The organism is Aeoliella straminimaris, from assembly GCF_024054565.1.
Lineage (GTDB): Bacteria > Planctomycetota > Planctomycetia > Pirellulales > Lacipirellulaceae > Aeoliella > Aeoliella straminimaris.
This window is the reverse complement of record NZ_JAMXLR010000092.1, coordinates 190,490-217,045: the sequence shown is the minus strand read 5'-3', so window position 1 is coordinate 217,045 and position 26,556 is coordinate 190,490. Positions and strand designations below refer to the sequence as shown.

27 protein-coding genes are annotated in these 26,556 nt (G+C 59.3%); 14 read left to right on the top strand and 13 right to left on the bottom strand.

Translation table 11 applies throughout. From position 1 onward, the window contains the following. Positions 1–6: 6 nt before the first annotated feature. The 3 genes from NG895_RS26700 to NG895_RS26690 form a co-directional block, all read right to left on the bottom strand. Positions 7–621, bottom strand: a complete 615-nt coding sequence (locus NG895_RS26700; RefSeq protein ID WP_252855619.1) for a protein-L-isoaspartate(D-aspartate) O-methyltransferase — start codon at positions 619–621, stop codon at positions 7–9. Positions 622–692: 71 nt separating this feature from the next. After that, positions 693–1,019, bottom strand: coding sequence for a hypothetical protein (locus NG895_RS26695; RefSeq protein WP_252855618.1), 327 nt, complete (start codon positions 1,017–1,019; stop codon positions 693–695). Positions 1,020–1,296: 277 nt separating this feature from the next. Beyond that, positions 1,297–1,560: a hypothetical protein gene (locus tag NG895_RS26690; RefSeq protein WP_252855617.1), complete on the bottom strand. Its 264-nt coding sequence runs from the start codon at positions 1,558–1,560 to the stop codon at positions 1,297–1,299. 367 nt (positions 1,561–1,927) lie between these two features. Here NG895_RS26690 and NG895_RS26685 point away from each other — a divergent pair, with 367 nt between their 5' ends. Continuing rightward, complete coding sequence (locus NG895_RS26685) at positions 1,928–2,860, top strand: S1 family peptidase (protein WP_252855616.1); 933 nt, start codon at positions 1,928–1,930, stop codon at positions 2,858–2,860. Positions 2,861–2,863: 3 nt separating this feature from the next. Here the strand turns inward: NG895_RS26685 and NG895_RS26680 are convergent, their stop codons facing one another. Both NG895_RS26680 and ettA read right to left on the bottom strand, forming a co-directional pair. Then, positions 2,864–3,850: a C45 family autoproteolytic acyltransferase/hydrolase gene (locus tag NG895_RS26680; RefSeq protein ID WP_252855615.1), complete on the bottom strand. Its 987-nt coding sequence runs from the start codon at positions 3,848–3,850 to the stop codon at positions 2,864–2,866. 39 nt (positions 3,851–3,889) lie between these two features. Further along, on the bottom strand, positions 3,890–5,566 hold the full coding sequence (ettA, locus tag NG895_RS26675; protein WP_261361801.1) for an energy-dependent translational throttle protein EttA: 1,677 nt from the start codon (positions 5,564–5,566) through the stop codon (positions 3,890–3,892). Positions 5,567–5,738: 172 nt separating this feature from the next. Here ettA and NG895_RS26670 point away from each other — a divergent pair, with 172 nt between their 5' ends. Together NG895_RS26670 and NG895_RS26665 are read left to right on the top strand one after the other, a co-directional pair. Further along, positions 5,739–6,356 carry a hypothetical protein gene (locus NG895_RS26670; RefSeq protein WP_252855613.1) on the top strand — a complete coding sequence of 206 codons (618 nt, stop codon included), beginning with the start codon at positions 5,739–5,741 and terminating at the stop codon, positions 6,354–6,356. 50 nt (positions 6,357–6,406) lie between these two features. Next, the gene (locus NG895_RS26665) at positions 6,407–6,955 is read left to right on the top strand and encodes a hypothetical protein (RefSeq protein ID WP_252855612.1); all 549 of its coding nucleotides are present in this window, start codon (positions 6,407–6,409) and stop codon (positions 6,953–6,955) included. A gap of 10 nt (positions 6,956–6,965) precedes the next feature. Here NG895_RS26665 and NG895_RS26660 read toward each other — a convergent pair whose 3' ends face one another. The 3 genes from NG895_RS26660 to surE form a co-directional block, all read right to left on the bottom strand. Continuing rightward, a complete protein-coding gene (locus NG895_RS26660) occupies positions 6,966–7,544 on the bottom strand; it encodes a hypothetical protein (protein WP_252855611.1) in 579 nt (192 codons plus the stop codon). 149 nt (positions 7,545–7,693) lie between these two features. Beyond that, positions 7,694–8,146, bottom strand: a complete 453-nt coding sequence (locus tag NG895_RS26655; RefSeq protein WP_252855610.1) for a hypothetical protein — start codon at positions 8,144–8,146, stop codon at positions 7,694–7,696. Then, complete coding sequence (surE, locus tag NG895_RS26650; RefSeq protein ID WP_252855609.1) at positions 8,128–8,919, bottom strand: 5'/3'-nucleotidase SurE; 792 nt, start codon at positions 8,917–8,919, stop codon at positions 8,128–8,130. Before surE ends, NG895_RS26655 begins: the two co-directional genes overlap by 19 nt. A gap of 179 nt (positions 8,920–9,098) precedes the next feature. On the opposite strand from surE, the gene guaA reads away from it, so the two are divergent. The 10 genes from guaA to NG895_RS26600 all read left to right on the top strand — a co-directional run bounded on the left by guaA (position 9,099) and on the right by NG895_RS26600 (position 17,521). Beyond that, positions 9,099–10,649 carry a glutamine-hydrolyzing GMP synthase gene (guaA, locus tag NG895_RS26645; RefSeq protein WP_252855608.1) on the top strand — a complete coding sequence of 517 codons (1,551 nt, stop codon included), beginning with the start codon at positions 9,099–9,101 and terminating at the stop codon, positions 10,647–10,649. A 4-nt stretch (positions 10,650–10,653) separates the two neighbouring features. Continuing rightward, complete coding sequence (locus tag NG895_RS26640) at positions 10,654–10,968, top strand: hypothetical protein (RefSeq protein ID WP_252855607.1); 315 nt, start codon at positions 10,654–10,656, stop codon at positions 10,966–10,968. Between the two features lie 99 nt (positions 10,969–11,067). Beyond that, complete coding sequence (locus tag NG895_RS26635) at positions 11,068–11,802, top strand: heme-binding protein (RefSeq protein ID WP_252855606.1); 735 nt, start codon at positions 11,068–11,070, stop codon at positions 11,800–11,802. Between the two features lie 269 nt (positions 11,803–12,071). Next, the gene (locus tag NG895_RS26630) at positions 12,072–13,226 is read left to right on the top strand and encodes a baeRF7 domain-containing protein (protein WP_252855605.1); all 1,155 of its coding nucleotides are present in this window, start codon (positions 12,072–12,074) and stop codon (positions 13,224–13,226) included. A gap of 55 nt (positions 13,227–13,281) precedes the next feature. Next, a complete protein-coding gene (locus NG895_RS26625) occupies positions 13,282–13,464 on the top strand; it encodes a hypothetical protein (RefSeq protein WP_252855604.1) in 183 nt (60 codons plus the stop codon). Positions 13,465–13,661: 197 nt separating this feature from the next. Continuing rightward, positions 13,662–14,717: an AI-2E family transporter gene (locus NG895_RS26620; RefSeq protein ID WP_252855603.1), complete on the top strand. Its 1,056-nt coding sequence runs from the start codon at positions 13,662–13,664 to the stop codon at positions 14,715–14,717. A 173-nt stretch (positions 14,718–14,890) separates the two neighbouring features. Next, entirely contained in the window at positions 14,891–16,021 is a 1,131-nt protein-coding gene (locus NG895_RS26615; protein ID WP_252855602.1) for an NAD-dependent epimerase/dehydratase family protein, read from the top strand. A gap of 9 nt (positions 16,022–16,030) precedes the next feature. Then, on the top strand, positions 16,031–16,663 hold the full coding sequence (locus tag NG895_RS26610; RefSeq protein WP_252855601.1) for a vitamin K epoxide reductase family protein: 633 nt from the start codon (positions 16,031–16,033) through the stop codon (positions 16,661–16,663). Beyond that, on the top strand, positions 16,663–17,022 hold the full coding sequence (locus tag NG895_RS26605) for an SPW repeat domain-containing protein (RefSeq protein WP_252855600.1): 360 nt from the start codon (positions 16,663–16,665) through the stop codon (positions 17,020–17,022). The genes NG895_RS26610 and NG895_RS26605 overlap by 1 nt, the downstream gene beginning before the upstream one ends. A 31-nt stretch (positions 17,023–17,053) precedes the next feature. After that, positions 17,054–17,521 (top strand): hypothetical protein, encoded by a 468-nt coding sequence (locus tag NG895_RS26600; protein ID WP_252855599.1) that lies wholly within the window; start codon positions 17,054–17,056, stop codon positions 17,519–17,521. A gap of 141 nt (positions 17,522–17,662) precedes the next feature. On the opposite strand, the gene clpX is transcribed toward NG895_RS26600, so the two are convergent. The 3 genes from clpX to NG895_RS26585 form a co-directional block, all read right to left on the bottom strand. Continuing rightward, positions 17,663–18,946 (bottom strand): ATP-dependent Clp protease ATP-binding subunit ClpX, encoded by a 1,284-nt coding sequence (clpX, locus tag NG895_RS26595; protein ID WP_252855598.1) that lies wholly within the window; start codon positions 18,944–18,946, stop codon positions 17,663–17,665. Between the two features lie 954 nt (positions 18,947–19,900). Next, positions 19,901–21,403: a hypothetical protein gene (locus NG895_RS26590; protein WP_252855597.1), complete on the bottom strand. Its 1,503-nt coding sequence runs from the start codon at positions 21,401–21,403 to the stop codon at positions 19,901–19,903. Positions 21,404–21,408: 5 nt separating this feature from the next. Beyond that, a complete protein-coding gene (locus NG895_RS26585) occupies positions 21,409–22,380 on the bottom strand; it encodes a DUF6384 family protein (protein ID WP_252855596.1) in 972 nt (323 codons plus the stop codon). A 171-nt stretch (positions 22,381–22,551) separates the two neighbouring features. On the opposite strand from NG895_RS26585, the gene NG895_RS26580 reads away from it, so the two are divergent. Then, the gene (locus NG895_RS26580) at positions 22,552–23,775 is read left to right on the top strand and encodes a cell surface protein (RefSeq protein WP_252855595.1); all 1,224 of its coding nucleotides are present in this window, start codon (positions 22,552–22,554) and stop codon (positions 23,773–23,775) included. A 10-nt stretch (positions 23,776–23,785) separates the two neighbouring features. Here NG895_RS26580 and solA read toward each other — a convergent pair whose 3' ends face one another. Both solA and NG895_RS26570 read right to left on the bottom strand, forming a co-directional pair. Beyond that, the gene (gene solA / locus NG895_RS26575) at positions 23,786–24,910 is read right to left on the bottom strand and encodes an N-methyl-L-tryptophan oxidase (RefSeq protein WP_252855594.1); all 1,125 of its coding nucleotides are present in this window, start codon (positions 24,908–24,910) and stop codon (positions 23,786–23,788) included. 51 nt (positions 24,911–24,961) lie between these two features. Then, entirely contained in the window at positions 24,962–26,431 is a 1,470-nt protein-coding gene (locus tag NG895_RS26570; protein WP_252855593.1) for a hypothetical protein, read from the bottom strand. Between the last annotated feature and the right edge of the window lie 125 nt (positions 26,432–26,556).

Genomic DNA, 26,556 nt, shown 5'->3' with positions numbered 1-26,556 from the left:
GGTGGATCAACCTGGGTCGCCATCCACCAGCGGCACAAACGACACGGGCGCCACCCTCATCTCGCGAAGCGATCCATCCTGCAGTTTCTCAACAACCGTGAGATGCTGCTTTCTGGCCGTGCCGACGGGGATCACCAACCTACCGCCGGGGGCAAGCTGCTCGATGAATGCTGGCGGAATGGCACGGGGAGCGGCGGCCACGACGATGGCGTCGTACGGAGCGTGTTCGGGCCAACCCTGAGAGCCGTCGCCCAAGCGGTACTCGATGTTCGTGTAGCCCAATTGGCCGAGCACCTTTTGAGCCCCACGTTGCAGGGGCTCGACAATCTCCACGGTGTAAACCCGCTCGTACAGCTCGGCCAGGATCGCGGCCTGATACCCAGAGCCCGTTCCGACATCCAGCACTCGCCCATCCGTGCTGGGGACGGCATGCTGAATCATTTCAGCAACGACCAGCGGTTGAGAAATTGTCTGCTCGTTACCGATAGGGAGCGGTCGATTCTCGTAAGCGCGATCGCGGAGAAACGGGGGCACAAACTGCTCGCGGGGCACTCGCCGCATCGCGTCGAGTACTCGTTGGTCGGTGATGCCGAGCTGTGCGAGTTCTTGGAAAAGGTCCATTGTAAAATAGAACAGGCCGCTATCCGACTGGCGGCTAGCGGCCTGAGCTGTATTGCGTTGTCTGCCTGTGCTTAGACAGTCACGGACGGCGTTTCGAACGCCTCGTGCACGGTGTCCGCGGGATGCGGTACGTCGTGGACGTCGGTCTCGCTCAGGTGATGACGGATACGGTCGATGGCGCCAGCGGCCAACGCACGCTCCAGCAACAGCTGCTTGCCAGTCTCGGTGTGTACGCCAACAGAGCGAAGGGTCTCGCCCGACTCGGGGCAAGAAAAATGAACACGATGGGGAGTGACGTTGTCGATTTCAACCTGCCCTGTGGTCACCTGGTAGCCAACTACCAGGTCGACGCGGCGGTTGTTCTCTTCGTCCTCCCATGCTGCACGAACGGTTCCCATGGTCGTCACTCCTACAAACGCGGTAAAAAGTTTGGTTGGGCGAGGGGCTTCCCCGCCAAAAACATGTAGCCCCACATTATAGCGCTTCGCTTAAGGTTCAGCTAGAGGAATCGGCCAAAAACTGCGGGTTGGATAAGGAAAACGGCCGTTTCCTCAACTCCACCTCCGGGTCCAGATTCCATTCGCACCGGTTGTGGCGAATGAGTTCCCCACCAGCGAGGGGGGGACTTACTCAACCGAGCCAGCATCCAAGGTTGCAGCGAGGTGCCACGCGGGGCTACTTTTTCCGCTTCTTCGCGGTCTTTTTCGGGGCCCCCTTTTTGCTGGCGGCTTTTGTGGTCGAGGCCTTCTTCTTGGTAGCCTTTTTCTTCGAGGTGGCCCCCGTCGCCTTCTTGGCCGACTTTTTCTTGGCCGACTTCGCAGTAGCCGTCTTCTTCTTGGCGGACTTCTTCTTGGTCGACTTGGTGCTCTTGCCACCACCAAAGATCGAATCCCAGTTGTCTGCAAACTTCTTCGTCGAACCGACGCGGACCACACTCATTGCTTAATTGGCTCCTGCTAGAAGGAAAGGGGAAATGCGCGCTCGTCGCGTCCAGCGGTTGAAAGCAACAGAACGCACCTGTGAATCTAGGAAATCGAGGCATCACCGGCAACCGTCAAATGTAGTGCAAACACAAATCCGAGCCTCCTCAGCGGAACGAACCGCCTGGCGTGGGGTTTGATGATCGAATCAACGTGGCGCAGTCCGAACCAACTCCGTCCTTCCGCTATTGCTGCCATCTACGCCATTTTCTGTTGGCACAGCTGATAGGGTCTCTCTCGCCAAGGAGCGAAAACCTATGTTCTCGGCCGCTCAACGTGTTTTAGTTGCAATCTGCCTGCTGATCCCCACCGTTGCGAGCGCGCAAATGCCGATCGCCAGGATCATCAACGGACAACCGACGGATGACTTTGCGGCGGTGGGCATTGTGGGGACAGCCAATTCCGGCGGGTTCTGCACGGGAACCCTCATCTCCGCGAGACACGTTCTCACGGCTGCTCATTGTGCCCAGTTTATCGAAGGCGAAACGACTGGCACCTTCACACTTGGCGACCGGACCTACACGACGGTGAAAGTCGACATTCACTCGGGATTCGATCCCCTGTCGTTCGAAAACGACATCGCCGTACTCGAACTATCCGAAGCAGTTGGCGACATCGAACCTATGGAGATCTTCCGCGGCACTCCGTTGGTGGGCGATATGCTAACCATCGTCGGCTTCGGAGCCGGAGGAACTGCCGAAGGGGGAACCAATGGCACCTTTGGCACCAAGCAGGTGGGCGTCACGACCATCGATGAGGTCGACGACTTGTTCATCTACTGGAACTACGATGACGCCAGCGAATCGAATACGGCCCCTGGCGACTCGGGCGGCCCAGGCTTCATTCAGGTGGCCGGCGAGATGTACATCGCCTGCACCACCTCAGGCGGCACGAAGCAAGATGCCTCGCTGGGCGACATGGCCTTCAACGCCCGCGTCGACGCGTTCACAGCATGGATCGACGCCATTGTGCTGGTCGAGGATCCGACCGACGATGGCGTGGATGACGATACCGACGACGAACCGGATGATGGCGTTGACGACGGAAACGATGATGGGACCGATGACGGAACGGACGAAGGCGTGGATGATGGCGCCGACGAAGAAACCACCGACGACTCGCCGTGCCACCGCGAGCCGGTACGTCAGGCCCTACGCGAAATTGTGGCCGAGATTCTCTCGTTCATGGCCAGCGACTCGTTTGTCTCGTTCCTGCAGGACCTGGCGGCACAGTTGCGTGGGGAAACTATGACGGAGTAATGCTCAGTTGCTTTCTAGCAGGGACTTTGGAACGCACAGCCTCAAGCGATTCTCGCGAGGGCGCATGATGATGTGCTGGGCGGTAATGGCTAGCCGCACGCGTTCGCCACTCAAGATATAGAGCAGGTGCTCATCGGAAAGTTCCTCCTCCTTGTCTCGTAGCATGTCTTGCATCCCCTGCAAACGACCGCAACTGGTTGACTGTAGGGTGCCGACGCCATCTCGCGAATCGCCTTCTCCGAATCGAAAGTGATTGGTCGTAAGTAAGGGCGAATCGCCGTCAGCATAGCGCAGGTTGGCCGTCGTCGGCATCCGCTCAACACACACACGCTCATCGTTCTCTGTGCCGACAATGGTCACCAAGCAGGGGGCGGCCAACGTTTGCTTGCTAACTCGTTCGACAGCCTCGCCAAAGCTCTTGCATTCATCAACAACGCGCCGCAGATGCAACATGACCGGATAGCCAGTCTTGTGCAGCCCGACGCCATCGCCCACGGCATTCATAGCCAGAGCAAAGCCGTGGGCCGACATCCCGGTTACCAACCCGATAGAGCCCGGCCAACCTGCCACAGTCGTCTCCGCTCGCCCCTTGCGCATATTGCGGATTACATAGCTGTGGCGGGCCAACTGTCGTTCGGGCCACCAATCCATATTTCGCGCTAGTACTGGCCCTTCGCTGGTGGCGGCCGCGATCGTGGAGCATCCAAAGTAGGCCAGCGTCAAATCGTACGCGGCACCGGCGAGCATGAGATCGCGCCAGTTGATTCCCATCACTTTGGCCTGCGCCTTGGCCTCGGAGCGGAAACGGCCGAACGTGCGGAGGTCGACCAGGTGCGCCAGGTGGGACACCCCTGCCGGCAGGTCCTTCTTCATCGCGGTTAACAAGTCATCTGCAGCTGCGCGCATTGCCGCTTGATGCGGCAGGAACCGCTTAGCGAGCGGCAGCTCCAGATCCAGATCGATCTGGCTGCAGTCCATCCAAGTTGCCATCGGCTCAATTCCCTAACACTCGGATAGAACTCGAGAACCCTACGCGTGCAGCTTCTTGTATTTGAACTTCTTCGGTTCGTCGGCGTCTTCGCCCAGGCGTTCGCGGCGCTGCTTTTCGTACATGTCGAAGTTGCCTTCGAAGTAATGCACATAGCCGTCGCCCTCGAAGGCCAGGATGTGCGTTGCCAGGCGGTCGAGGAACCAGCGGTCGTGACTCACGACAACCGCACAGCCGGCAAAGTTCGCGACCGCTTCCTCAAGTGCCCGCAGGGTGTCGACGTCCAGGTCGTTGGTCGGTTCGTCCAACAGCAGGACGTTCGAGCCGCGGCGGAGCAACTTGGCCAGGTGCACGCGGTTGCGTTCACCACCGGACAGCACGCCAACCTTCTTCTGCTGGTCGGTCTTCTGGAAGTTGAACCGCGACACGTAGCTGCGGGCGTTGAGCGTGTGGCCGCCCATATCGAGCGTTTCGTGCCCGCCGGAGATCTCCTCGTACACCGTGGCATTGGGATCAAGGGCATCGCGGCTCTGGTCCACGTAGCCGAGTTCCACCGTCTGACCGACCTCCAGCGAACCACTATCGGGCTCTTCCATGCCCATCAGGATCTTGAGCAGCGTGGTCTTCCCAGCGCCGTTGGGTCCGATGATGCCGACGATGCCGCCCGGCGGCAGGCGGAAGTTCACGTTGTCGAGCAGGACCTTCTCGCCGTACGACTTGCACAGGTTCACGGCCTCGATCACTTGGGTACCCAACCGCGGCCCGGGCGGGATGTGGATTTCCAGCTCCTTCTCTTTGGCGTCGAAGTCCTCGTTGGCCATTTGCTCGTAAGCACTGATACGCGCCTTGCTCTTTGACTGGCGAGCTTTGGGCGAGGAGCGAACCCATTCCAACTCGCGTTTGAGAGTCCGCTGACGGGCCGACTCTTGCTTCTCTTCCACTTCAAGACGCTTGCGTTTCTGCTCGAGCCAGCCGGTGTAGTTGCCCTCGAAAGGGAGTCCCTTGCCGCGTTCGATTTCCAGAATCCAGCCAGCGACGTTGTCGAGGAAGTACCGATCGTGCGTCACGGCAACAATCGTGCCGGGGTACTCGGCCAGGTGCCTTTCGAGCCAGGCGATGCTCTCCGCATCGAGGTGGTTGGTCGGTTCGTCGAGCAGCAATAAGTCGGGCTTTTTGAGCAACAGCTGACACAACGCCACGCGGCGGCGCTCGCCACCGGACAGGTTCGTCACCTCGGCATCGCCCGGCGGCAGGTTCATGGCGTTCATGGCCACTTCGATCTGCCGGTCGAGCTCCCAGGCGTTGGTGGCGTCGATGCGATCCTGCAGCGCGGCCTGCCGGTTCATCAGCTTCTCCATGGCGTCGGGATCGTCCGCCACCTCGGCATACTTGTCGCCCAGGGCTTCGAACTCCGCCAGCATGGCGCGCGTCTCGGACACGGCCTCTTCCACATTGCCCTGAACGTCTTTCTCTGGGTCGAGCTGCGGCTCCTGGGATAGTAAGCCCACCGTGAAACCGTCGGTTAACCGAGCTTCGCCGTCGAATTCCTTGTCTATGCCAGCCATGATCCGTAGCAGCGTACTCTTTCCGGCACCGTTGCGTCCAAGCACGCCAATCTTCGCGCCGGGATAAAAGGCCAAATAGACATCTTCGAGCACCAATCGCTGGCCAATTTTCTTGGTGAGGCCAGACATCTGATAAATGTATTTTTGCGACATATAAGCTGGGGTCAGGGGTCAGGGACCGAACGCGTGCATGATAAACGTGGTCACTCCGCCAGCCAGCTTGCTACAATGCGGCTAGCCACTTTGTGGAGTTCCAGCGCGACATTCTATACGCAAGGCCCCGATCATGGCAGCGGTGGTCCAACAACGACCTCGATATCGGAAAATGCCAATCGCCCGCCGCGTCAAGTCAATCTGGCGTGACGTGGATCGATTTCTGGCAGAACTGGACCGCTATCACCACTATTTGAGCAGTCATGGCAAGTGCGGACAGGGTTGGTTGCTGGCATTTCGCAACGACTTTCGGCAGATACTGTTCGATGAGCCAGCCGTCAATTTCCCGCTCGCTCGCTATTTGCGGGACTGTCCGCCCGAGAGGCCTGGGTACTGCATCGCCATGTGGTTGCTCGGACGGTGCGCCGAACGGACGAAGTCGTATGGCTTGGCGAAGTTGACCGACGGTGACTCGCCCAGGATCCGCCGTCATCTGGCCCTGGCATTACGACGCGTCGAGTCCTGGCCGCGGCTGCGGAGACTTGCTGCGGAACATCCGGACGACGAGTTCCTGACCCGCCTGCTTTCGGACGCCTCGCGACAGTCGTTCGACCGTCGCCTTCACCGCTTCTCCGAACATGTCGATCATTCGCACGAGGCCGAAGCTGCCCTGGCGTCGCGGATGCCATTGTGGATTCGCGACACCAATTGGAGCGGCAAACCTCCCAAGACGGCCAGTTGGATACGCGTTATTCTGAAGCGAATAAGATACTGGGTGAGGGGCGAATAGCCACGTGGGGCCGCTCGTCTCTTCACCTCAACCCCACTAGAATATCTGCCATGGAATACCTCTTTGAAAACCCGATCCCGCTGTTGATGGTGGGAATCGTCCTGCTCACTTTTTCGGGCGTGTTGTACTTCACCACCCGCAGCATTGGTTCGTTCCTGGCCTGCGTGATCATCGCCGTGCTGACGATTTCGGCGCTGGTCATGGAGCAGATCGTCTACACTCCACGCGAACAGGTCGAGGTGGCCTTGGCCGGCATCACGAATGCGGCCGAAGAGAACGACATGCAGCGGGTGCTCAGCTACTTGTCGCCCACCGCCACGAGGACCCGCTCGATGGTCGAAAAACTAATGCCCATCATTGATGTGCAGCAGGCCAACATCATCAGCGATATCGACATCACGCTCGACAACGAAAAGAACCCTACTCACGCCACAGCGCGATTCGACGGAATCTTTCATGGAAAACACAAGTCGGGAATGCCTGGCGGAGGGAAGTTCCCGGTGGAAGTCGAACTGGTGCTCGACGAGCATCGCTGGTTGATTGAAGACTTCCACTCCGACCGAGACTTCGAAGCCGAAGCGGCCAAACTACGCAACTAGCGGCACCACCCTACGGCAGATTGCGATAGCCGTACCCCGGACCGTATTCACCTCCTCCGCGATAAGGGCCGGGACCATAGACGGGACCCGGTCGAGATCCGGGGCCAGGCCTGAAGCCGGGCCCTGGACCAAAACCGGGACCTGGCCCGTAGCCGTATCTGCGACCGTTCCCATAGCCGTAGCCATTTCCATACCCGTAACCGTAGCCATAAGCGGGTCCGCTGTAAGTGCCCCCGCTAAGGTACGAGTCTTGCCACGCGTCGTGGAACCGCTCCCACTCGGCATCCAAACCACCACGCCCGTTACCCCAACTGGCGACTTCGTAGTTCGTTTCGTAGCTGCCATTGGTACCGCGCAGCGTGGTTCGGTTGGTCCGGTAACCACTGGTTACCAGTCGCGGATCGGGCAGTTCCTCGACGTAATCATGCCGGGCGTACTGCGCGACCCGCGCGCCGCTTTCCGGTGCGTGCGAGAACGTGCTGTTCTTGAACATCCAACTCGGTTGCGGGCAGCAGTCTTCCGCGTGAGCAATAGCGGAGAATCCGCACATAACTGAAGCAGCAGCAAGCATGAAGCGAGGAGGAGACATCGCACTGAGGGGGGCTAGAAGAAAGGGCGGGAACATACTTCCAGCCTAATCACGCTGCCTTGTGGCCCCAAGCAAAATGGACACATTCGTGCGGTTTCGATTCCGATCGTAACGGTTAGATCGGTCAGGTGGAGCTCGTTGGCGGAAGCTCACTCATCTCCTTCGATCGGCACTGGCTCCACCTTGTGCGTCTCGGGGTCGTATTGCCACCTGTAGCCTTCGTCGATATCAGGCATGCGAGACTTCAGTGGTTCCCACAACTTTTTCATGAACTCCTCATGCGACTTCGGGTACTCGCCGTTTAAAGCATGGTAGTTCTTGATCGCATTATCGAACGTGATACTGGCCGCCATCATGTTCGCATGACGATGAGCACCTGCGATCGCGCCGCCGTAATTCGTACCATCGCTGAGCGCGGATGGCTTTTGCGAACCGGGTTGCTGCTTCGGCTGTTCGGACGCCGCCGTCGTATCCGCTGGAGTCGCTGATTCCGATGAGGCCGCAGGTTTGGATGGTTCATCGGGCAGTTCGACCGATGGCTGGCAACCGAGCGTCAGCAGCGACATGAGGGCCAGACAGAGTGTTAAACTTGGATGTCCCATGAGTGCATCTCCGGTAAGTGACCCGCCATGGTGCGATCGACCGATAGCGGTGTCAGAGTAACGTGCCCCTCGAGTATCGCGTTGAGGTCCGTTTCGCGGGGGAACCCGGTCGGTGGTGTACCGGCCGCCCAGTAATAACGCCGTCCCTTCGGATCGCGCCGCTCTTCGAACTCGGCCGGCCACCGCGCGACCCCCATCGGCACGATGTGCAGTTCGGGAGGGTCCGCATCGGACCGCTGCGTGGCGGAGGTCGGCATGTTGAGATTATACAGCCTGTGATTGGCAAACGCATCTTGCTCGAGCAGTTGCTCGATGACGCGGACGCCCATCACGGCAGCCCGATCGAACCGCGGATCGTCGTCGTATTCCAGCGACACCGCAATACTGGGAATGTCGTACAGTGCCCCCTCGGTGGCCGCGGCCACAGTGCCGGAATAGAGTACGTTGATACCGACATTCAGTCCGCCGTTGATGCCACTTACCACCAAGTCGGGCTCGCGGGGGCAAAATTTGGCAATCGCCAGCTTCACGCAATCGGCCGGGCTTCCCTCGACTGCCCAACCCCGCCGTCGTGGGGTCGAAGGGTCGCCAAAATCACCCAGCGTAGCCTCCTTGGCCATCAGTGGCGTCAAGAACGTGATCGAGTGCCCCACGCCGCTCTGCTCGGTAGCGGGGGCTACCACCACGACGTCGCCAATCCGCCGCAGCTCTCGCTCCATGGCGGCCAAACCGGGGGCGTAAATTCCGTCGTCGTTTGTGAGCAAAATCAGCATGGAAGGTGGGATCGGGGGTCGGGGACTCTGGGATTGGGAATCCAAGTGGAAATTGCACTATAGCGCAGAGGGTACGAGCCCAGCAACGGTGCGGATAGTCGGCCGCCATAAAGTCGCTACAATATTGGGTTTTCCGTCAGCCGACGCCCCCAGCCCTTCGACCCCAAACTCCCACTTCTATGTCCAGCCTTGCCGACCAACGCGTTCTGGTTCTCGACTTCGGTTCGCAGCTCGCCCAACTGATCGCCCGGCGGGTCCGCGAGCAGCATGTGTACTGCGAGATCGTTCGCCACGACATTACGGCCGACCGGCTCCGCGAACTGGAACCCATGGGGATCATTCTATCCGGAGGGCCGAACAGCGTTTACGAGCCAGGCGCACCACAGTGCGACCCCGAGCTTTTCGAACTCGGCATTCCGGTGCTCGGCATCTGCTATGGTATGCAGCTCGCCTGCCAGGCCTTGGGTGGCGAGGTGAAGAACGTTCCCAGCCGTGAATACGGCCGGGCTCACTGCCTGGTAGAGGATGACAGTGACCTGTTTGCCGGCGTGCGTCGCGACACGGAAGTTTGGATGAGCCATGGAGATCAGGTCACGGCCATCGACGAAGACTTCACCGTGCTGGCCCACACCAGCACGTGCCCCTATGCAGCGGTGCGCCACAAGCGAAGGCCCGTCTATGGCTTGCAGTTCCATCCGGAAGTTACGCACACCGTCGAAGGAAAGACGCTGCTAGCGAACTTCGTTCGCGAAGTCTGCAAGTGCGAAGGCACTTGGCGACTGGGCGACTTCGCCGAGGAGACGATTAACCGTATTCGCGAGCAGGTGGGCAGCGACCGGGTGATCTGCGGCCTCTCCGGCGGCGTCGACTCGTCGGTGGTCGCCGCGCTATTGGCCCGCGCGATTGGTCCGCAGCTCTCCTGCATCCTGGTCGACAATGGCCTGCTGCGAAAGGACGAAGAGCGGGCAGTCGTCGAGGAGTTCTCCACGCACTTCAAGACAGACCTGCACGTTGTGAAGGGCGAAGACCGCTTCCTGGCCCAGCTCGCAGGCATTGTCGATCCACAAGAAAAACGCCGTCGCATTGGGCATGAGTTCATCAACTGCTTCAAGGAAGAGGCCGACAAGATCGAGGACGCCAAGTACCTGGCCCAAGGCACTCTCTATCCCGATGTGATTGAGAGTGGTGCCTCGGCCGATGGTCCTGCCGACACCATCAAGTTGCACCATAACGTGGGCGGACTGCCGGAGGAGTTGGGCTTCGACTTGATCGAGCCGCTCCGCGATCTGTTCAAGGACGAAGTCCGCCAGCTTGGTTTGCAGCTGGGCCTGCCCGAGGAAATCGTCTGGCGGCACCCGTTCCCCGGTCCAGGTTTGGCCGTTCGCTGCCTGGGCGAGGTGACGCGCGACAAGCTGGAGATGCTTCGCGAAGCCGACGCCATTGTGGTAGGCGAAATCAAAGCGGCCGGCTTGTACCGTTCGACCAGCCAGGCGTTCGCGGTGCTGCTGCCGGTGCAAAGCGTCGGCGTGATGGGCGATAGCCGCACTTACGATAACGCAGTGTGCGTTCGCTGTGTAAACACCGACGACTTCATGACCGCCGACTGGAGCCACCTGCCCCACGACCTGCTCTCCCGCATCTCGACGCGGATCATCAACGAGGTGAAAGGCGTGAACCGCGTGGTGTACGATATCAGTAGTAAGCCGCCGGCGACGATTGAGTGGGAGTAAAGTAATGGTGGAAGGGCCAGAAAACCCGTTTCATCACCTGCAGCAGTTTCTCGCGTCTCAGGCCGAGACCCTGCTCATGCGAGTGGGCTCTCCCCCAACTTTTTACGAGAACGGGCAATCTCGAGATTTATGCCCGACCGAGACCGACCCCGGCGATGTGCTGTCAATCATGAAATCTATCGCACCGGATGCTCAGCATCAGTTGTTAAAAGTGGTCGGTTCCGCGGAGTTTGACATGCAGCTTCCAGGCACTTTGCTACATGTCACAGCTGTGTGGAGCGAGGCTGTTAAAGAAGTCAGATTCAGCAAGCGGAACTGAAGCGAAGCACCTAGGCCGGTCCCTGCCCCTCCGCCCCTGGTCACTCTCCGCCAGCGTGCAATAGTTCTTACGCGGGAACCTATACCTGGGAGAACTCTCATGCGCGGACGATCAATTTGCACTATTGCTCTTGGTATTCTCACCTCAATCTCCGTGAAAGCGGAAGAAAACGTAGCTGTGGAGCCACCTGTGCCGGGCAAATTGCTCGAGCGACTGGCGGGCGACGCCAAGGTGGATGCGTTGCCACAGGCGGACGGCACGACGTTCTACCGCTCGGGGGACTATCGAGTGACCACCCCCCTACCCGTGGGCTATCCCCGCCCCACCCCGCCGGGCGTCGTGGAGATTAAGCAGTATCCAGAAGTTCGCCGGGCGACGTTCGATGGCCAAGGGGCTGGTCCCGATGGAATGAAGAACTCCCAAACAGCGTTCTTCCCGCTGTTCGCCCACATCAAGACCCGCGGTATCGCCATGACGGCACCCGTCGAAATCGACTACAAGGGACTTGAGGGTGCGGATGATAAGCCCGATAGCTACGACATGTCGTTCCTGTACCGCAGCAAGAGCGATGGCAAGACCGAGTCGTACGGCCAGATCACCGTGGCCGATGCCAAACCAGTGACGGTCATCGCCGTGGGCGTATCTGGCGACGTGACGCGAGAGAAAATCAACGCGTCGCTCGCCAAGCTCCATGACAGCATCGGCGAAGCGGGCAAGTGGCGGGCTGCGGGGGACCCACGTGTGCTGGGGTACAATGGCCCCGATGTTGCCCAACCAAAGCGTTGGGGAGAAGTTCAACTGCCTGTGAAGCCGGCGGACAGCGACAGCGAGTAGCTCGGCAATCCAATTGGGACCGAAATTCGTTCGGTCCGCTTCTCTTTGCCGCTTCGTGTGCGAAGCGGCCCCTCGCTGATATGCGGAACACCAAGGTGGTAGCCCAGCGACCGCACCCGCGGTGCAAAGGGTCGCCAGACCTTGCTATTTGGGCCTTGTGAGAGTTGGCGCGGCATTTGCAACTTCATCGCGGCAATCGGCAGTGACTGCGAGGTCGCCTTGTAGCAACTGCCCGGAGTCTCCACTCTTCCACAACCAGCGAGGAGAACATGCAGGCTACTTTGCCCAACCGTGACGAACTCGAACAACTGATAGCCGATCCGCCGGCACCATGTGTATCGATCTCGATTCCCACCCATCCAACTGGACGGGAAACTCGACAGGATCCCATCCGGTTGAAGAACCATCTTCGCGAGGCGGGACAACGCCTCGAATCGATGGGCTGTGACCAATCGCAAGTGGAGAAGCTGCTGGAGCCAGCGGCGGCTCTGCCAAGCTCGGAGACGGCGCCCTTCTGGCGAAATGGTAGCGAGAGTCTACTACTACTGCTGGCTGATGGAATTTGCCGTTGTTACAAACTGCCCGTCGAGTCTCCCGAGGTAACCCAAGTTGGCGACCAGTTCTTCGTCAGCCCACTGGTGCGATACCTACAAGGCGACGGTAGCTTTTTCGTCATCGCCGTGAGTCAAAACAGCGTTCGACTACTCAGCGGTACGAAACACAGTGTCTCGGAAGTAGAACTGGGGACGCTGCCAACGGACCTTCAGGACGCTCTCAACATTGACGAGTATCAGAGCTCTCTGCAGTTCCACTCCCATTCCTCCGCACAAAAAGCCAGCGGAGAGGCAATTTTTCATGGCCATGGTGGTGGCGAAGGCGAGGATCACAAGCAGGAGCTGCTGCAGTTCTTTCATCGGCTGGACCAGGCGTTGACGCCCTTCTTGTCGACGACCGATGCACCGCTGGTGTTCGCCGGTGTCGAATACCTCTTCCCCATCTTCCAGAAGGCTTGCAAGTACAAACACCTGCAGCCCACAGCAGTGACCGGCAGCCCCGATGGACTTTCCGACGAAGAACTGCAACAGGCGGCATGGAAAGTGGCCGAACCCGCCTACCTGGCGAAGCGGGACGATGCCCTCGAGCGTTATGGTTTCGCCGCATCGCGCGATATGGCGAGCGACGACGTCAACGCCATCTTGACCGCCACCAAAGCGGGTCGTGTGAGCACCCTGTTTTTGGCCAGCGACTTTGCCACTCGACATTCAAACAGCAAACCGCTCAGCTCTGGCAAGACTTCGGTCGGCGTGAGTGCCGCACACGACTTGGCAGCGGCGAAGACACTGCAGATGGGTGGGTCCGTCTTTGTTTTGGAAGCGGCAAACATGCCCACTGAATCGTCCATCGCAGCGATTTTTCGCTTTTAGTTTGTTGGCACATCCCCTAACAATTCCTTACTCGGCATTTGCTAAGGAGAGAACGATGCGTACCGCGAACATTGATCAGGCAATGGCCCTGGAAGATCGACTACACCAAATTCGCCGGCAATGGAGCCCTGAGGTCTATCGTCGCCGTCGCCGCAGCGCAGAGGCACTGCAGAAGGTCCTGACAAGGATGGTCTTGCGCCCCATTTCGCAGTCTCGCCCCGTCCCGCAGGCAGGGTAGACTGCGATTAGTCGATAGACGCACAGTGGTGCAAATCCGTGCGCCGCTGGCTACAATGTGGTCAGCGGAACCGAGATGGAGAAGATAGAACCACACCACGTGCAAACTCCGCCCCAATGGCGAATAGTCTCGGCAGCAACTACGAAACAACGGCATCCCCCCCTCCAACTACAGCAAGTGGCGGAGGCGGCAACTCCATGTTTCGTCAGATGTCGTTTTGGGCACTGCTGTTCGCCGCGATCGCGATCGGCATTCTGCTATTTCGCATCGTGGAACCGTTCTTCGCCCCGCTGTTCTTTGCAGTAATCCTGACCATACTTTTTCGCCCATTTTACGATCGTCTCACGCGACTGTTGGGTGGACGGCGGCGGATCGCGGCGCTGACGACAGTTGCCGCGATGTTTATTCTGCTGGCAGGACTCGGCGCTATGCTGTTCCTGGCCGGGCGGGAATTAGCTTCGACGGGGCGGGAGTTCGCGAAGTGGGACCTCGCCAACCAGCCTGGCATTCAGCACATCAAGGACTCCATCGAGCGGTATGTCCCCGATATCGATTGGGACTCTTTGAGGACATCCGTCGACAGGGGGATCGAACAATATACTTCGAGCACCGTGCAGCGGACGGGAGAGTTTCTTTCGCGGGTGGTCGAAGTGGTGGTGGGCATGGCAATTCTGTCGCTGGCCTTGTACTACTTTCTGGCCGAAGGGGACGACATTCTTCAATCGCTGAGAGCGATTTCGCCGTTTGCGCGAGAGGACGAGTGGTTGCTATTTCGTCAGTTCGCCACCATCTCCCGAGGCGTCGTGGTTGGCATCTTCGTATGCGCGTTCGCTCAAGCCGCGTTGCTTGGAATCGGACTGTACTTTGCGGGTATCGAGCGGGTGTGGCTCCTGGTGGGGATTACGTTCTTGTTGTCAATGATTCCATTCGTCGGCGCAGCCGGGGTGTGGACCCCCACGGCCGCCTGGCTCCTGTGGAACGGCGAAATCACCGCCGGTATCATCCTAGGGCTCTACGGCCTGTTAATCGTCTCGACATCCGACAACCTGATCCGCGCTTACGTGCTGCACGAATCGGCCAAAATGCATCCGCTACTCGCACTCGTGAGCGCCCTCGGTGCGCTGCAGATCGTCGGACTGTGGGGCATCTTCCTCGGTCCAGTGGTGGCCGCATTCTTCTTCTCGATGCTTCAAATCCTGCATCGACGCCTGTCGGCCAACGAACGAAAAGCGGTCGCAAGCGACGCTGCCTAGCCGATGTCGCCGCCACTGCGGCCGGCGCGACCAGCATGGTCTATCGGCAACCAACAAGCCGTGCAGACTGCCCACAAATCCGGCGCATTCTTCCCTCGGCATTCGATTTGCAGATTATCTGTTCAGGAATCAGCAGACCACAACAGAGAAGTCCCTTACGGAAGGAGTACTGGATGACCACTCCCAACACCGATCAACTCGTTATCGTCACCGGAAGTTCCGGACTGATTGGCGGTCGCATATGTGAACGACTTAAGCAGCAGTACACAGTGGTGGGACTCGACATCCAAAAGCCGGAGTCTCCTGTTGCGAATGTGGAGTACCTCGACTGCGATCTCACCGACGACAAGAGTGTCGATGCAGCCCTAGCTACCGTGCGCAATAGTCACGGTAGGCATGTCGCCAGCGTGGTTCACTTGGCAGCCTACTACGACTTCGCTGGAGAAGACAGCCCGCTGTATCACGACCTGACGGTCGAAGGTACTCGGCGCATGTTGCGTGGCCTTCACGCGTTCGATCGAGTCGAGCAGTTCGTTTTCTCCAGCAGTCTGCTGGTCATGAAGCCTTGTGAGCCGGGCGAGAAACTCACAGAAACCAGTCCCGCGCGGGCTGAGTGGCAGTATCCCGAATCGAAGTTGGCCGCCGAAGATGTCATTCGGCGCGAAGCGGGGGCGATTCCCGCGGTGATACTTCGCCTGGCGGGGGTCTACGACGAGTACGGTCACTCGCTGCCAATTACACAGAATATCCGCCGCATCGCCGAGAAGGAAATGGAGAGCTACTTCTATCCGGGCGACGCAGAACGTGGCCAAGCCTTTGTGCACCTGGACGACTTAGTCGATTGCTTTGAACGCACTGTCCAGCACCGTGGCGATCTGGATCCCTTCGAGACCTTTCTGATTGCAGAAGACGAATGCCTGAGCTACGAGAGTTTGCAGGATCTGATTGGAGAAGAACTGCACGGAGTGGACGACTGGCCGACCATCCGTATTCCCAAGGTCGTCGCCAAGGCAGGAGCATGGGTCAAAGACAAGGCCGCCGCCAGCGAGCAGGATCGGCCGTTCATCAAACCATGGATGGTCGACATGGCCGATGCCCACTATCCGGTCGACAACTCGAAAGCCCAAAAACGCCTCGCGTGGGTTCCCAAGCATCGTCTTTCCGAGACACTCCCGAAAATGCTGTGGCATCTGAAAAAGAACCCTCGCCAATGGTACGAGCTGAATCACCTACCGCTCCCTAACAAAGAAACGTTGAAGGAGTTGGAGCAGATGAGCCTTAAGTCCGAGAAACAACACGCATAGTTGGTAAGGATGTTCGATCAGAATGCACAAATTGACAGCGACTTGAATGCGGCGGTGCCGCCGTACTCCTACAATCCCTCCGCCTGGAGTCAGCGAGTGCCAATCTGCATTTTGGCTGGCATCGCAACCGTCATCGCTTCGTACATGGCGCTCTATCAGTGGCGGCTGATTGATTCGGTATGGGACCCGGTGTTCGGTGACGGTACCGCCAAGGTACTCGACTCGAAGGTCGCTCAGACCATGGATCGTTGGATCGGGATTCCCGACGCGGCCCTGGGGGCTTTCGCCTATCTGGGCGACGCCGTACTTGGTATGGCCGGCTCCACCCGTCGATGGCAATACCGTCCCTGGCTTGTCCTATTGTTTGGCATCGATGTCATTCCGCTAGGCGTTGTCAGCAGCGTGCTGGTCATCCTGCAGGGCACCGTGGTTGGCTATTGGTGCTTCCTGTGCTTGGTCACAGCGGTGATCTCGCTCATTCTCGCCTACTGGGCCTACGATGAGGTTTACGTGTCGCTGAGCTACTTGTGGCGGGTTTGGAGCAAAACGCACAGCTGGCGCGAACTGGGCTATGCCTTTTGCGGAGTGCCAAGCGAACAAGCACTTGCGGCTGGTCGCGAAATCGTAGAGGAGGCCAGATAATGTGGGCACGAATTGTCGAAAGCATGCTCGGCGTGTGGCTGTTGATGAGTCCATTCATCTTTCGCCATACCAGTGACGCCACGCACCTATGGATTAACGACCTGGCCATGGGCTGCACGTTAATCGTTCTGTCGCTTGCCTCGTACTGGTCGAAGACGCGCGGCGCGCACTGGCTGCTGTTAGTGGCGGCCGTATGGCTCATCGGTTTCGGCCGATTGAACGGTACACCTCCGCTGCAGCCAGCATTGCAGAACAATCTGATCGTTGGCCTGCTTCTTGGCATGGTGGCTATCGTCCCCAACGAAGCCTCGCTGCCTCCTGTCCGCTGGAGGCAGCAGGAAAACTCGACGACGAGTTAAACTGACCGGCGGAGATAGAGGAATTACTGCGATGAAATCGTTCCAACAGGTTCGTGATATACTTTCGCATGTGCACCGAGTGCGCGCTCGGATGCGATTGTTGACGGAAGACTACCTGGAAGAAACTCACGACGAGTTGCTTGCTGGATATCTCGCGCAGGCAGCCTTGCACGACGCTTTCATGCATCGCTGCCTGGCAGGCGAGGTGGACGAAGCCCCACCCGCCGCATTGAACACCTGGGTTCAGTACGCCGACATCAAGCCACTGGCCGAGGATACGTTCGAGCAGCATCAGAACGAGCATTCCAGCAGCCAGGAAATACTCGACAAGCTGCTGGCCGTCGATCAGCGGATTCTGGAGATCTATCAAAGCGTCCGACAGCGTTCCGAGAGTCAGGCGGTCCGCGATTTATTCGATCGGCTATGCCTGATGGAAGAGCAAAAGACGCGAGCCAAGGCCTGGGGCCAGGTGGAGCTGAGCGACCTCGAGTCGCATTGATTCCGGTTAGCAGGATATCAAAACAAAAAGAGCCCGGGCACAATTGCCCGGGCTCGCTTATTGATGGAGACTTAACCCCCGGCGGCCGTAACCCCGGGCTTGAACGTCTTCCATCCGTGGATTCGTTAGTGCAAAGAGCTTTTACGCACTCTTGTTTACAGGTTCTTCCGTATCGAACAGTTTGGCGCGACCTTCGACAATGTCGTCGGTGATCACGTAACGCTGGCCGCGGGGTTGGTCGGGCAGGTCGAACATGATGTCGAGCATGACGTTCTCAATGATCGACCGCAGGCCGCGGGCCCCCGTCTCACGCTCAGCTGCCCGGCGGGCGATGGCGCGAAGGGCTTCGTCCGTAAAGTTCAGATCGGCATCTTCCATCCCAAAGATGTGCTTATACTGACGAGTCAGTGCATTTCTTGGTTCGGTCAACACGCGTACAAGGGCTTCCTCCGGCAGAGGCCGCAGCGAACTGATCACGGGCAATCGGCCCACCAACTCGGGAATCAAGCCGTATTCGATCAGATCGTCCGGCTCCACTTGTGCCAGGGCATCGCCCAGGCTCAGCTCGTCGCCGGCCGCGTCGCCCTGAGTGAAACCGATACTGCGGCACCCCAGACGCTTGCGAACAATGTCCTCCACGCCGGAAAAGGTTCCACCACAGATGAACAGAATGTTCGTCGTGTCGAGCTGGATATACTGTTGCTCGGGATGCTTCCGTCCACCCTGCGGCGGAACGTTGGCCGTGGTGCCTTCGAGCATCTTGAGCAACGCCTGCTGGACGCCCTCGCCCGACACGTCGCGGGTAATCGAGACATTCTGGCTGGTCTTGCCAATCTTGTCGATCTCGTCGATGTACAAGATGCCTCGCTGGGCGGCCTCGATGTCGAAGTCGGCGGCGTGCAGCAGTTTGAGCAGCAGATTCTCGACGTCTTCGCCCACGTAACCGGCTTCGGTCAGCGTCGTGGCGTCGCCAATGGCGAACGGCACGTTCAGCGAGCGGGCCAGGGTGCGAGCCAACAAAGTCTTGCCGCAACCCGTGGGGCCGACCAACAAAATGTTGGACTTATCAATCTCGATATCGTGCTCGTCATCAGCCACTAGCAATCGCTTGTAGTGGCTGTGCACGGCGACGGCCAGTACTCGCTTGGCCGACTCTTGCCCGATCACGTAGTGGTCGAGCTCGGAGACGATGTCGCGTGGCGATGGAATCTTGGTGAACAGCTGCTTGCTGCCACCGCGCCGTTTGCGCTCTTGATCAAGAATGCTCTGACACAGCTCGATGCATTCGCCGCAGATATAGACATCGCCTGGTCCTTCGACCAGGGGACCGACGTCCCGATAGCTCTTACGACAGAACGAACAGAACGCGTTTTTCTTCGATGTACCGCCGCGGCGGGTGCTGGTGAGGTCCCTACTTGAGGGCATGGTTGCTCCTTCCTCGTCTCGTGTGCCCCAAGGGCCAATAGGGTTATTCGCCCTGGGGGTTCTTCCTGTGGTGTCGCTCGATGACACGAGGTTGTTCTCTTGACCGCCTGAGCCCACATCTCGTCGTCCCGACGAGGCGTTGCTGGGAGGGCTGGACTCAAGGTCAAGCGAACGTTCGTGCCTTCACGCGAGGCGAGGCGTCCTTGTCCACGCTCTAGTCGAGCAGTGTTCGACTCTTCTTACGCAGTACCGATGGTGTTCGTTCATCGACCAAATTCCGCTAGCAGGGCAAGCCTGTTTGCTGCGCCAGCTATAACCCTTCCAGGCGGTTGGGCTCAGCTTCCGGTTGCAACAGTCACAGGCGGACTGGTCGTTAGTTCTCGTCAAGCTTTACATTTCGCAAACCTACTGCCCGCTCAATCTGGCAAGCTACGATTCGTTCTTACCCCGAGGGTCGTCCAGGCCGCTTTGGATTTGCGTTGCTAGCTTTGCTTTTATTGTTCGGTATTCACCATCGCTCAGCGTACCCCGAGAATGCAAATCTCGGAACTTGGTGAGCAATTGGGTGGGGTCGTCCTCGTCGCTGGCGGCGCCATCGCGCAATCTTCTCAGAAGCGACCCGCGTTCTCGATATCTTCGGATCAGTGTGACAAAGCCAGCCAGTAGCAGGAAGATCAAAGCAAACCAAAAAATGGCCGTCGCTAGCCCAACCGCTCTCTCCGTCCAAGTTGCTCCAATCAGTCCCAACACGACTAGTTCCCGGTGACCGATGCTGCCCCCTTCGATATTCCTCTAGACTTCCTGCACGGACGACTGGCCCACCGCCTTTCGAGCCTTAATTATGCCCGGATGTGGCTTACGCGTCCACATTATCTATTTTAACAATCGCCCGCAGTTCGACAAATCTCGGCCCAACCTGCAAAGGTTCGGCTCACAATGGGCGGCAAATCCAGCTCAAAAGCCACGCCCGGTGGTGAAACCACCGCCTCGCCGATATGGGGGCCGGCCACGGGAACTCCGGGTCCGCGCGCGAGTAGGTCCGCGCCGGTGCATTCCTCGCTGTGCCGCTTGCCGCAGCGCCTCGCCGGCGACGTCCACCAGAACCCGTCCCAGCACGCGGGACACGTCTTGGTCGAAAACGCCCGTCGGATCGTTCCAACCGTTGTCGAGTTGTGGCTGGATGAACTGCTGGTAGCGGCTGAGCGTCGACCACAATCCCGCCGGAGTGTTCTGACCCTGCAAAAAACGGTCGACTTCGCGAGACAGGTTCATCTGAGGCGAGAACCAGGAACGCCGCGAGTCGAACTCGTGCATCCGAAATCGGCTCACCACCTGATCGAGTCCCGATAGCTTCTGGTTCCAGAGTTGCAACTGCTCACGGTCGTCACGGTTCTGCTGGCGAGCCTCACGCAGTTGAGCGTTGCAGTCCTTAATCTCTCGGAAAATCTCGTCGTCGGTCGTTTGCGGTGTGACGCGGGTACGAAACTCCAGGGCCGACTCTTCCATGTTGCCCAGAAACTCCTTCAGCCGATTTACTCCCGCCTCGTAATACTCGTTCTCGGTAGCTTCCAGGCGGGCTAGTTCCTGTTCGGCCTGGTCGCGCTGGGCATCGACTTCGCTCACGCTTTTCATCAGGGCTTCGCGCTCGTCCCCGCGTTGGGTGCCTTGCTGCAGCACATCGGTTAGCCCAATCTCATCGCTGATGGAATCCTCAATCGCTTCGAGCCGCTGCATGAGCTTGTTGAAGTCCTCGCGGCGGCGCTCCACCTCGTTGGCCATTAATTCGGGCGTGACCTTCAAAAAGTTGTAACTCTGTCGGTTCTTGTTGTATTTGACAATCTTCGCTACCCAGCGATCCAGCTGCTGAGTCCACCCTTTGCCTCGATACTCGGCGGTGCCGTAGCCACGCCGGTAAAGATACTGGAACAACCGACTTTTCTCATACGCCGGCAGCTTCTCAGCCACTTCGTCGCGCATCTCGGCCACACGCAGTTCATTTCGCTTCAGCTCGGTCTCAGCCGCGAGCGCCTGCTGCGACAACGGTTCGAACTCCGCGTGCTCGCGGAGTCGCTGCGCCAACTGTTGCTCGAGCTCATCTCGGCGGTTGGCCAATTTGTCGAGCTTTTCTGTCACTTGTTCGATCTGCTGGTCGAGGTCCGCCCGTCGATCTAGGCACGTGTCCCACGTCTGGTGCAGCTCCGCCTCGCGGCGCTGCTTTTGTTCCAGCAAATGCTTCAGATGCCCGCGGACCTCGGCAAACTGCTTCTCGATCGATGTCTGCGAGAGGTCGGGAAAGTAATGCTGCGCTAACTCGACCAGCGAGTTTCCCCGCTGTGCGATGAGTTGCTTGATAAAGTCGTCCAGCTTGTCGAGTCCGGCGCGCACGTCTTCGGCACGACGGCGGGCGTCGCGGCGAGCTCGCTCCAGCTGTCGAGCTACATCGCTACCGGAAATCAAGTTACCTACCACGCGGTGATCTGCCTTCCTCGCTGTAAGACACCGGGCAGCGTGACCTTCACGTCCTGCTGCCCTCGCTGCTTCACGGCAAACTCGCGGTTGTCGACGACGCCGTCTGCCTGCTTGTCGGCCATCATCTGCTCAAAAACCTCCAATGGCACTTGTTCAGCCCACTTGGTCACCCGCTCCATCTTGCCGTTCTCGGCATTGCGTATGTCCATCGGTATCACCTTGCCACTAGAATCCACTGCCTGAACGATTAAGTAGCTTCCCGACAAGTCGCCCGTCCCGGGTGCGTGTCGTTCGATGCCTGAAAGCGGCTCCTGCATGATCATCACTTGGTATTCGCTCTTCAGAACCGCCTCTTGATTGAGTAGACGGCTCTTCAACTGCTCGAGCGCCGATACGTCGCCGCGGTCGCGATAGGTAGCCGCTTCGGCGCGGGCAGCCTCGGCCTGGGCCACCAGTTCGGGGTCGGCGGCAAGCTCCTCAATAGTGCCTGTTACCTCCTCTACTTGCGAATACGTTTGCAGAGCTAGTAGCTCGGTTTGTCGTTTGCCCGGCAACATGCCTCCAAACCAGGCCCCCCACACCAGTAGCGCCGCGGTGGCGATGCCCAATGCCCAACCCGCAATCTGGTATCGCCGCACGTAAACGCCCGCAGCGAAGGTTTCCAGGCCGGGCTCGGGCGGATCAAACTCATGCAAATTAGCAAAATAGTGTTCTATCGCCGTGTCAATTTGCTCGTCGGTCACGGGATCGCCCGCCAAATCGGCCGCCTCACGCAGTTTCAGACGGAGCAGCTTGATCGTTTCCTCGCGGTTGAGTTCCCGCTCGGCGATCGACCGCTCCTTGCGGAGCGTTCGGGCAACGTCCATCACGCGAGTCATCTCGTCGAGCGTGAGCTTCTGCTCGGCTGGCTCGATGGCCGAATCCGATTGCGGAGCTTGGGCGGACTCTGGCGCCGATTGGCTCATGGCTCGGTTACTCCACTACTGGTTTCCTGAAATCCTGCGAGTCGCCCGAACGGGGACGCGTAGATGCTTGTCGGCCGCCTCTAATTGTTGTTTACTGAAGGGCAAATGCCAAGCAGGCCGCCCGTGGTTCGCGAGGCGATCAGCCCTTCACTTTTATCGCGAGAACTGTCCATGGCCAGTCAAACCGCCCAGCAAGCCGAGCCCAAGTCCACACCGAAGACCTCCAAGTACATGGACCGTGCCCTGGAGGTTCTGGAGCGGTTCGGCGTCGCCACCGGCAAGGACGTACAAAACGAGCTGATCCGCCTCCTGGAGGAGGTCCGCCACGTGGACGAAGCCCGTGCACTGGCGATTGCCAACACGGTAAAGCACATGAGCGAGTTCAATCAGCTTGTGCGAGAGAATGTGGAGAACATCAATGTGGGCAATCGGTACCTCGAGATCAGCCAGATGTTCGATTCGATTCGCGAGGACTCCAAGCGGCTGATCGCACAACTGGACGATGGCAAGATCGGCCTGGGCGAGAAGATGTCGAACGTTTGGATGAACATCCGCCGTGGCTCGCCCCACGCACGGTTCGAGAAGATCGTGGACGTTTATCAGGACGTCTGCAAAGAAACCAAGAACCAGCTCGACCGTGAGGAAGTGATCATGGACGGCTACATCGACTTCCGCTTCGCGCTGAAGGAAGCGGAAATCATGGCTCGGGAACTCCTCCAGGAGCAGTTGCCACATCTCGAAGCCGCCAAGAAATCCCTGGCCGACGCACAGCAAGCCGTCAGCGACTATTCCGGTGACGATGAAAGCCAACAATCGCGGCTCGAGCTGCAGCGGGACGAGGCGCACGACAAGTGGAAGACCGAGGATCGCATCTACCAGCTCTGCAAAGACATCGCCGAAAACCTGGCCATCGGATACGACGTCGGTGAGACGCTGGTCACCAAGCTACGCCAGACGCACGACGTCAAAGAACAGGTGTACCGCCGGGCGGTAACTTTCTTCACCACCAATGAGCATGTCTTCACCATCCTGGGCACGGTGTACACTTCGCAGCAGGGGTTGCACGAAGCCACGCAGTCGACCGAGGCGCTGAAAGAAGGGGTGAACAAGAGCTTGGAAGACGTCGCCGAACTGGGGCAGGAACTCGAACGCGCCGCGCTGAAGGCGGGCTACGGTTCGACGATCAGCCCCGACTCGCTGGAGAAGCTGGTGAGTGCCATCTCCGACTACCAGGTCGAATCCCTGAAAATGGTGGCCGATCTGCGGAAGGAAAGCGAACAGAACGCCCGCGAGATCCGACGCGTGGTCGAGGAAGGCAAAGCTCGCTATCAAAACACGCTGGCCAAGTTCGCTTTGGGAGCGTCCGAGGAGGATGCACAGGCTGCCGTGCGGTAAGGCGGCTTGGTTACAGCTTGAATCGGTGCAGGCCGAGGAAGTCGATCGAAAGCTCTGACTTTCCCGCGACCACCAGGTCGGCTAATGCCTCGCCCAATACGGGTGCAAATTTGTAGCCGTGTCCCGACAGGCCAGCGGCGAACACCACGTTCGCGTGCTCAGGGTGCCGATCGACTATGAAATGGCTATCCGGCGTCATCGTGTACAGGCAGGTACTGCTGACTGTCGGGGTGTCCCCTGCCCCGACTACACACTGGGACAGAAAACGCTGCGTCACGCCCAGTTCGTGGGAGTCGACCTGATCTTCGCTCCGCAAAGGATCGTCGACCGGTGCCCCTCCATTGTGTACGGCTACCTTCATCAACTGACCATCGATCACGGGAAACCCATACGGTACGCCAAAGTCGAACTCGTACAGGAAGGCTGGCAACTCCGTGGCGCGTTCCACTCCGGCGGCTGGGTACCAGAACAGTGTCTTTCGCAGCACCGTCAATGGTACGCCCAGGTCGTCGAGCAAATCAGCGGCCCAAGCGCCCGCGGTTACTACCATCGACGCAGCCGAGTAGGATCCCTTGCTGGTCGCGACTTCCACGGCCTTGTCGCTTGCCTGCCAGCCGATTACTCCGCAATCGGCGAGCAGCTCCGCGCCGTGCTGCCTGGCTTGCTGCAGCAATACGTCCACACACCGCTCGACCAGCAGGTAACCAGCGGTGGGTTCGAACACGGCGGTCATGTCGTCCGGCAAGCGTAGCGCCGGCCAGCGTTTGGCGATCTCATCGGCTGACAGCTGTTCGACCTCCAGCGTGTGCTCCTGCGCTGCGCGCAGTACACCGGCAACCACTTCGCCATCGGTGGGTCCAGCTTCCACCAGGCCGCATGGTGTAAAGAGCCTGGCGCCCGTGGCTTGCTGCAGCTCGTTCCAATGCTCGTAAGTCCGCCACAGCAGGGGGACATAGTCGGGGTGCTCGAAGTACGCCTGGCGGATGATACGAGTCTCGCCGTGCGTGCTGCCGCGGACGTGCGGTGGCGAGAAGCGGTCGATGCCCAGCACCCGCAGTCCTCGCCGTGCGAGTTCGCACATCGTAGCGGTGCCGATGCCCCCGGCACCGACGACAATGACGTCGTATGACTTCATGCTGCCCTCGGACGAGGAGTTGCTCGTCAGTGGCGGCAACGAACCTCGTGCTTACTCCACGATTTCAAACGCAATGGATGACTTGCCGATCTTGCCGCTCAAGCGGTCGCGGATCGTCAAACGCAGCTCGTACTTGCTGGCGTAAATCTGCTTGGGTAGTTGGACCGTATACTCGATGAAGAAATCCTGCCGCTTGCGACTGCAGTAATCTTCCACCGTGGCGAACTCGCCACCTTCCACGCGGTTGCCGGCCTGATCCAGCACTTCGTAGCTGGTAGCGAGTGCTGTGTGATACCCCTTGTCGGTCGATTCGCTACGGAAGTTGTCCACCTCGGCATACAGCGTAACCTGCTGCCCCGGCTTGTAGCTATCCTCCTGCTGCCTGTCAAAGTCGCCATAGCCATACACCCGCTTGCAGAACGCCAGATTACGCACTTCCAGGTTCGACAGCTCACCCAACCGGGCGGCCGCTTCGGCCAACTGCTCGGCGGCCAGTGCGGCCCGGGCTTCCTCGTCAGGCATCGCCTGGTGGTCGAGCAGCGTCGCGATGGCGAATAGCTGATTGGTCCAGTAACTTTGCTCCGTGGGCGTCAGTCCAGGTATCGGTTCCAGCGCTTGCTCCTTATCGCCGGCCACCAGTTGCATCATTCGCAGCAGCACATGCTGGTACGCTTCGTCCGTGTTGTGCGGGTCCTTTACCACGTCGTCAGCCAGCTTGTCGATACTCTGCCCGAGCACTTCCTGCCAGCTGCGTGGCTCCTCGACTTCCATTCCTCCAGGCGTATCCTTCGTCTCGGCCGGCGGTGCCGAAGCAACCGGTTCGACGTGCGCCGCCTGTTGCACCTGAGCATCCTGCTTCAGCGGCTTGACGGCGGCGGATGCCTGCGGTCCCGGTGGCGAAGGGGGCCCAGTGTTCGAATCTGCGGGCTGGGGCGGCGCCTGTTCGGCTGCCGGCGTCGCCTCGCTCGGCAGGTACGTCGTTGGTGGTTGGTCCAGAGTAGGTGGAGGCGCTGGCGCATCCGCCGGCGATGGCATTTGTGCCACGTGGGTCACGCTGTCGGTCGACTCTTGCGACTCTTGAGCCAACGCCGTGTCGCCTAGGCCACCGAACCTCTCGCGGTGATACTGCCAACTGGTGCGGAACTGTCGGGCGACCAGCGGACGGAGCGACGGTTTGGTCTCTTGCAACCGCTCGACCAACTGCTGTGCCGCCACGGGGTCGACCGCGCCGATGGTGTTCAACTCGCGCAGCACCTCATCGCTCTGGGAAAGCTCCTGCCCCGAGAGCGGGGTGATATTCGAATTGCCGGACACCAAGGCGTTGGGATCGGCGAACGAGGCGGCCTGTTGTACTTCGGGTGTGGCGAGGCTCGAACCCTCGCGACCAATGGCCATCGGCAGATCTGCCGTGGGCGACTTCGGCGCATCGTTCGAGGCCGTACGCGTCCACGGCATCGACTGGCAGCCGGTGAGCGCCAGACAACCTACCGCGAGCAGTAATATGTGTGTTCTTCGCACCATGAACATTGCCAGGTCTATCGATTCCCTCCCCCCAACACTTGGTCCCCAACAATTTGGACCCGACCGTCGTAAAGTCGGCAGGCCCTAGCACTTGCGAGGCGGATGGTAGGAAATACAAAGAGCGG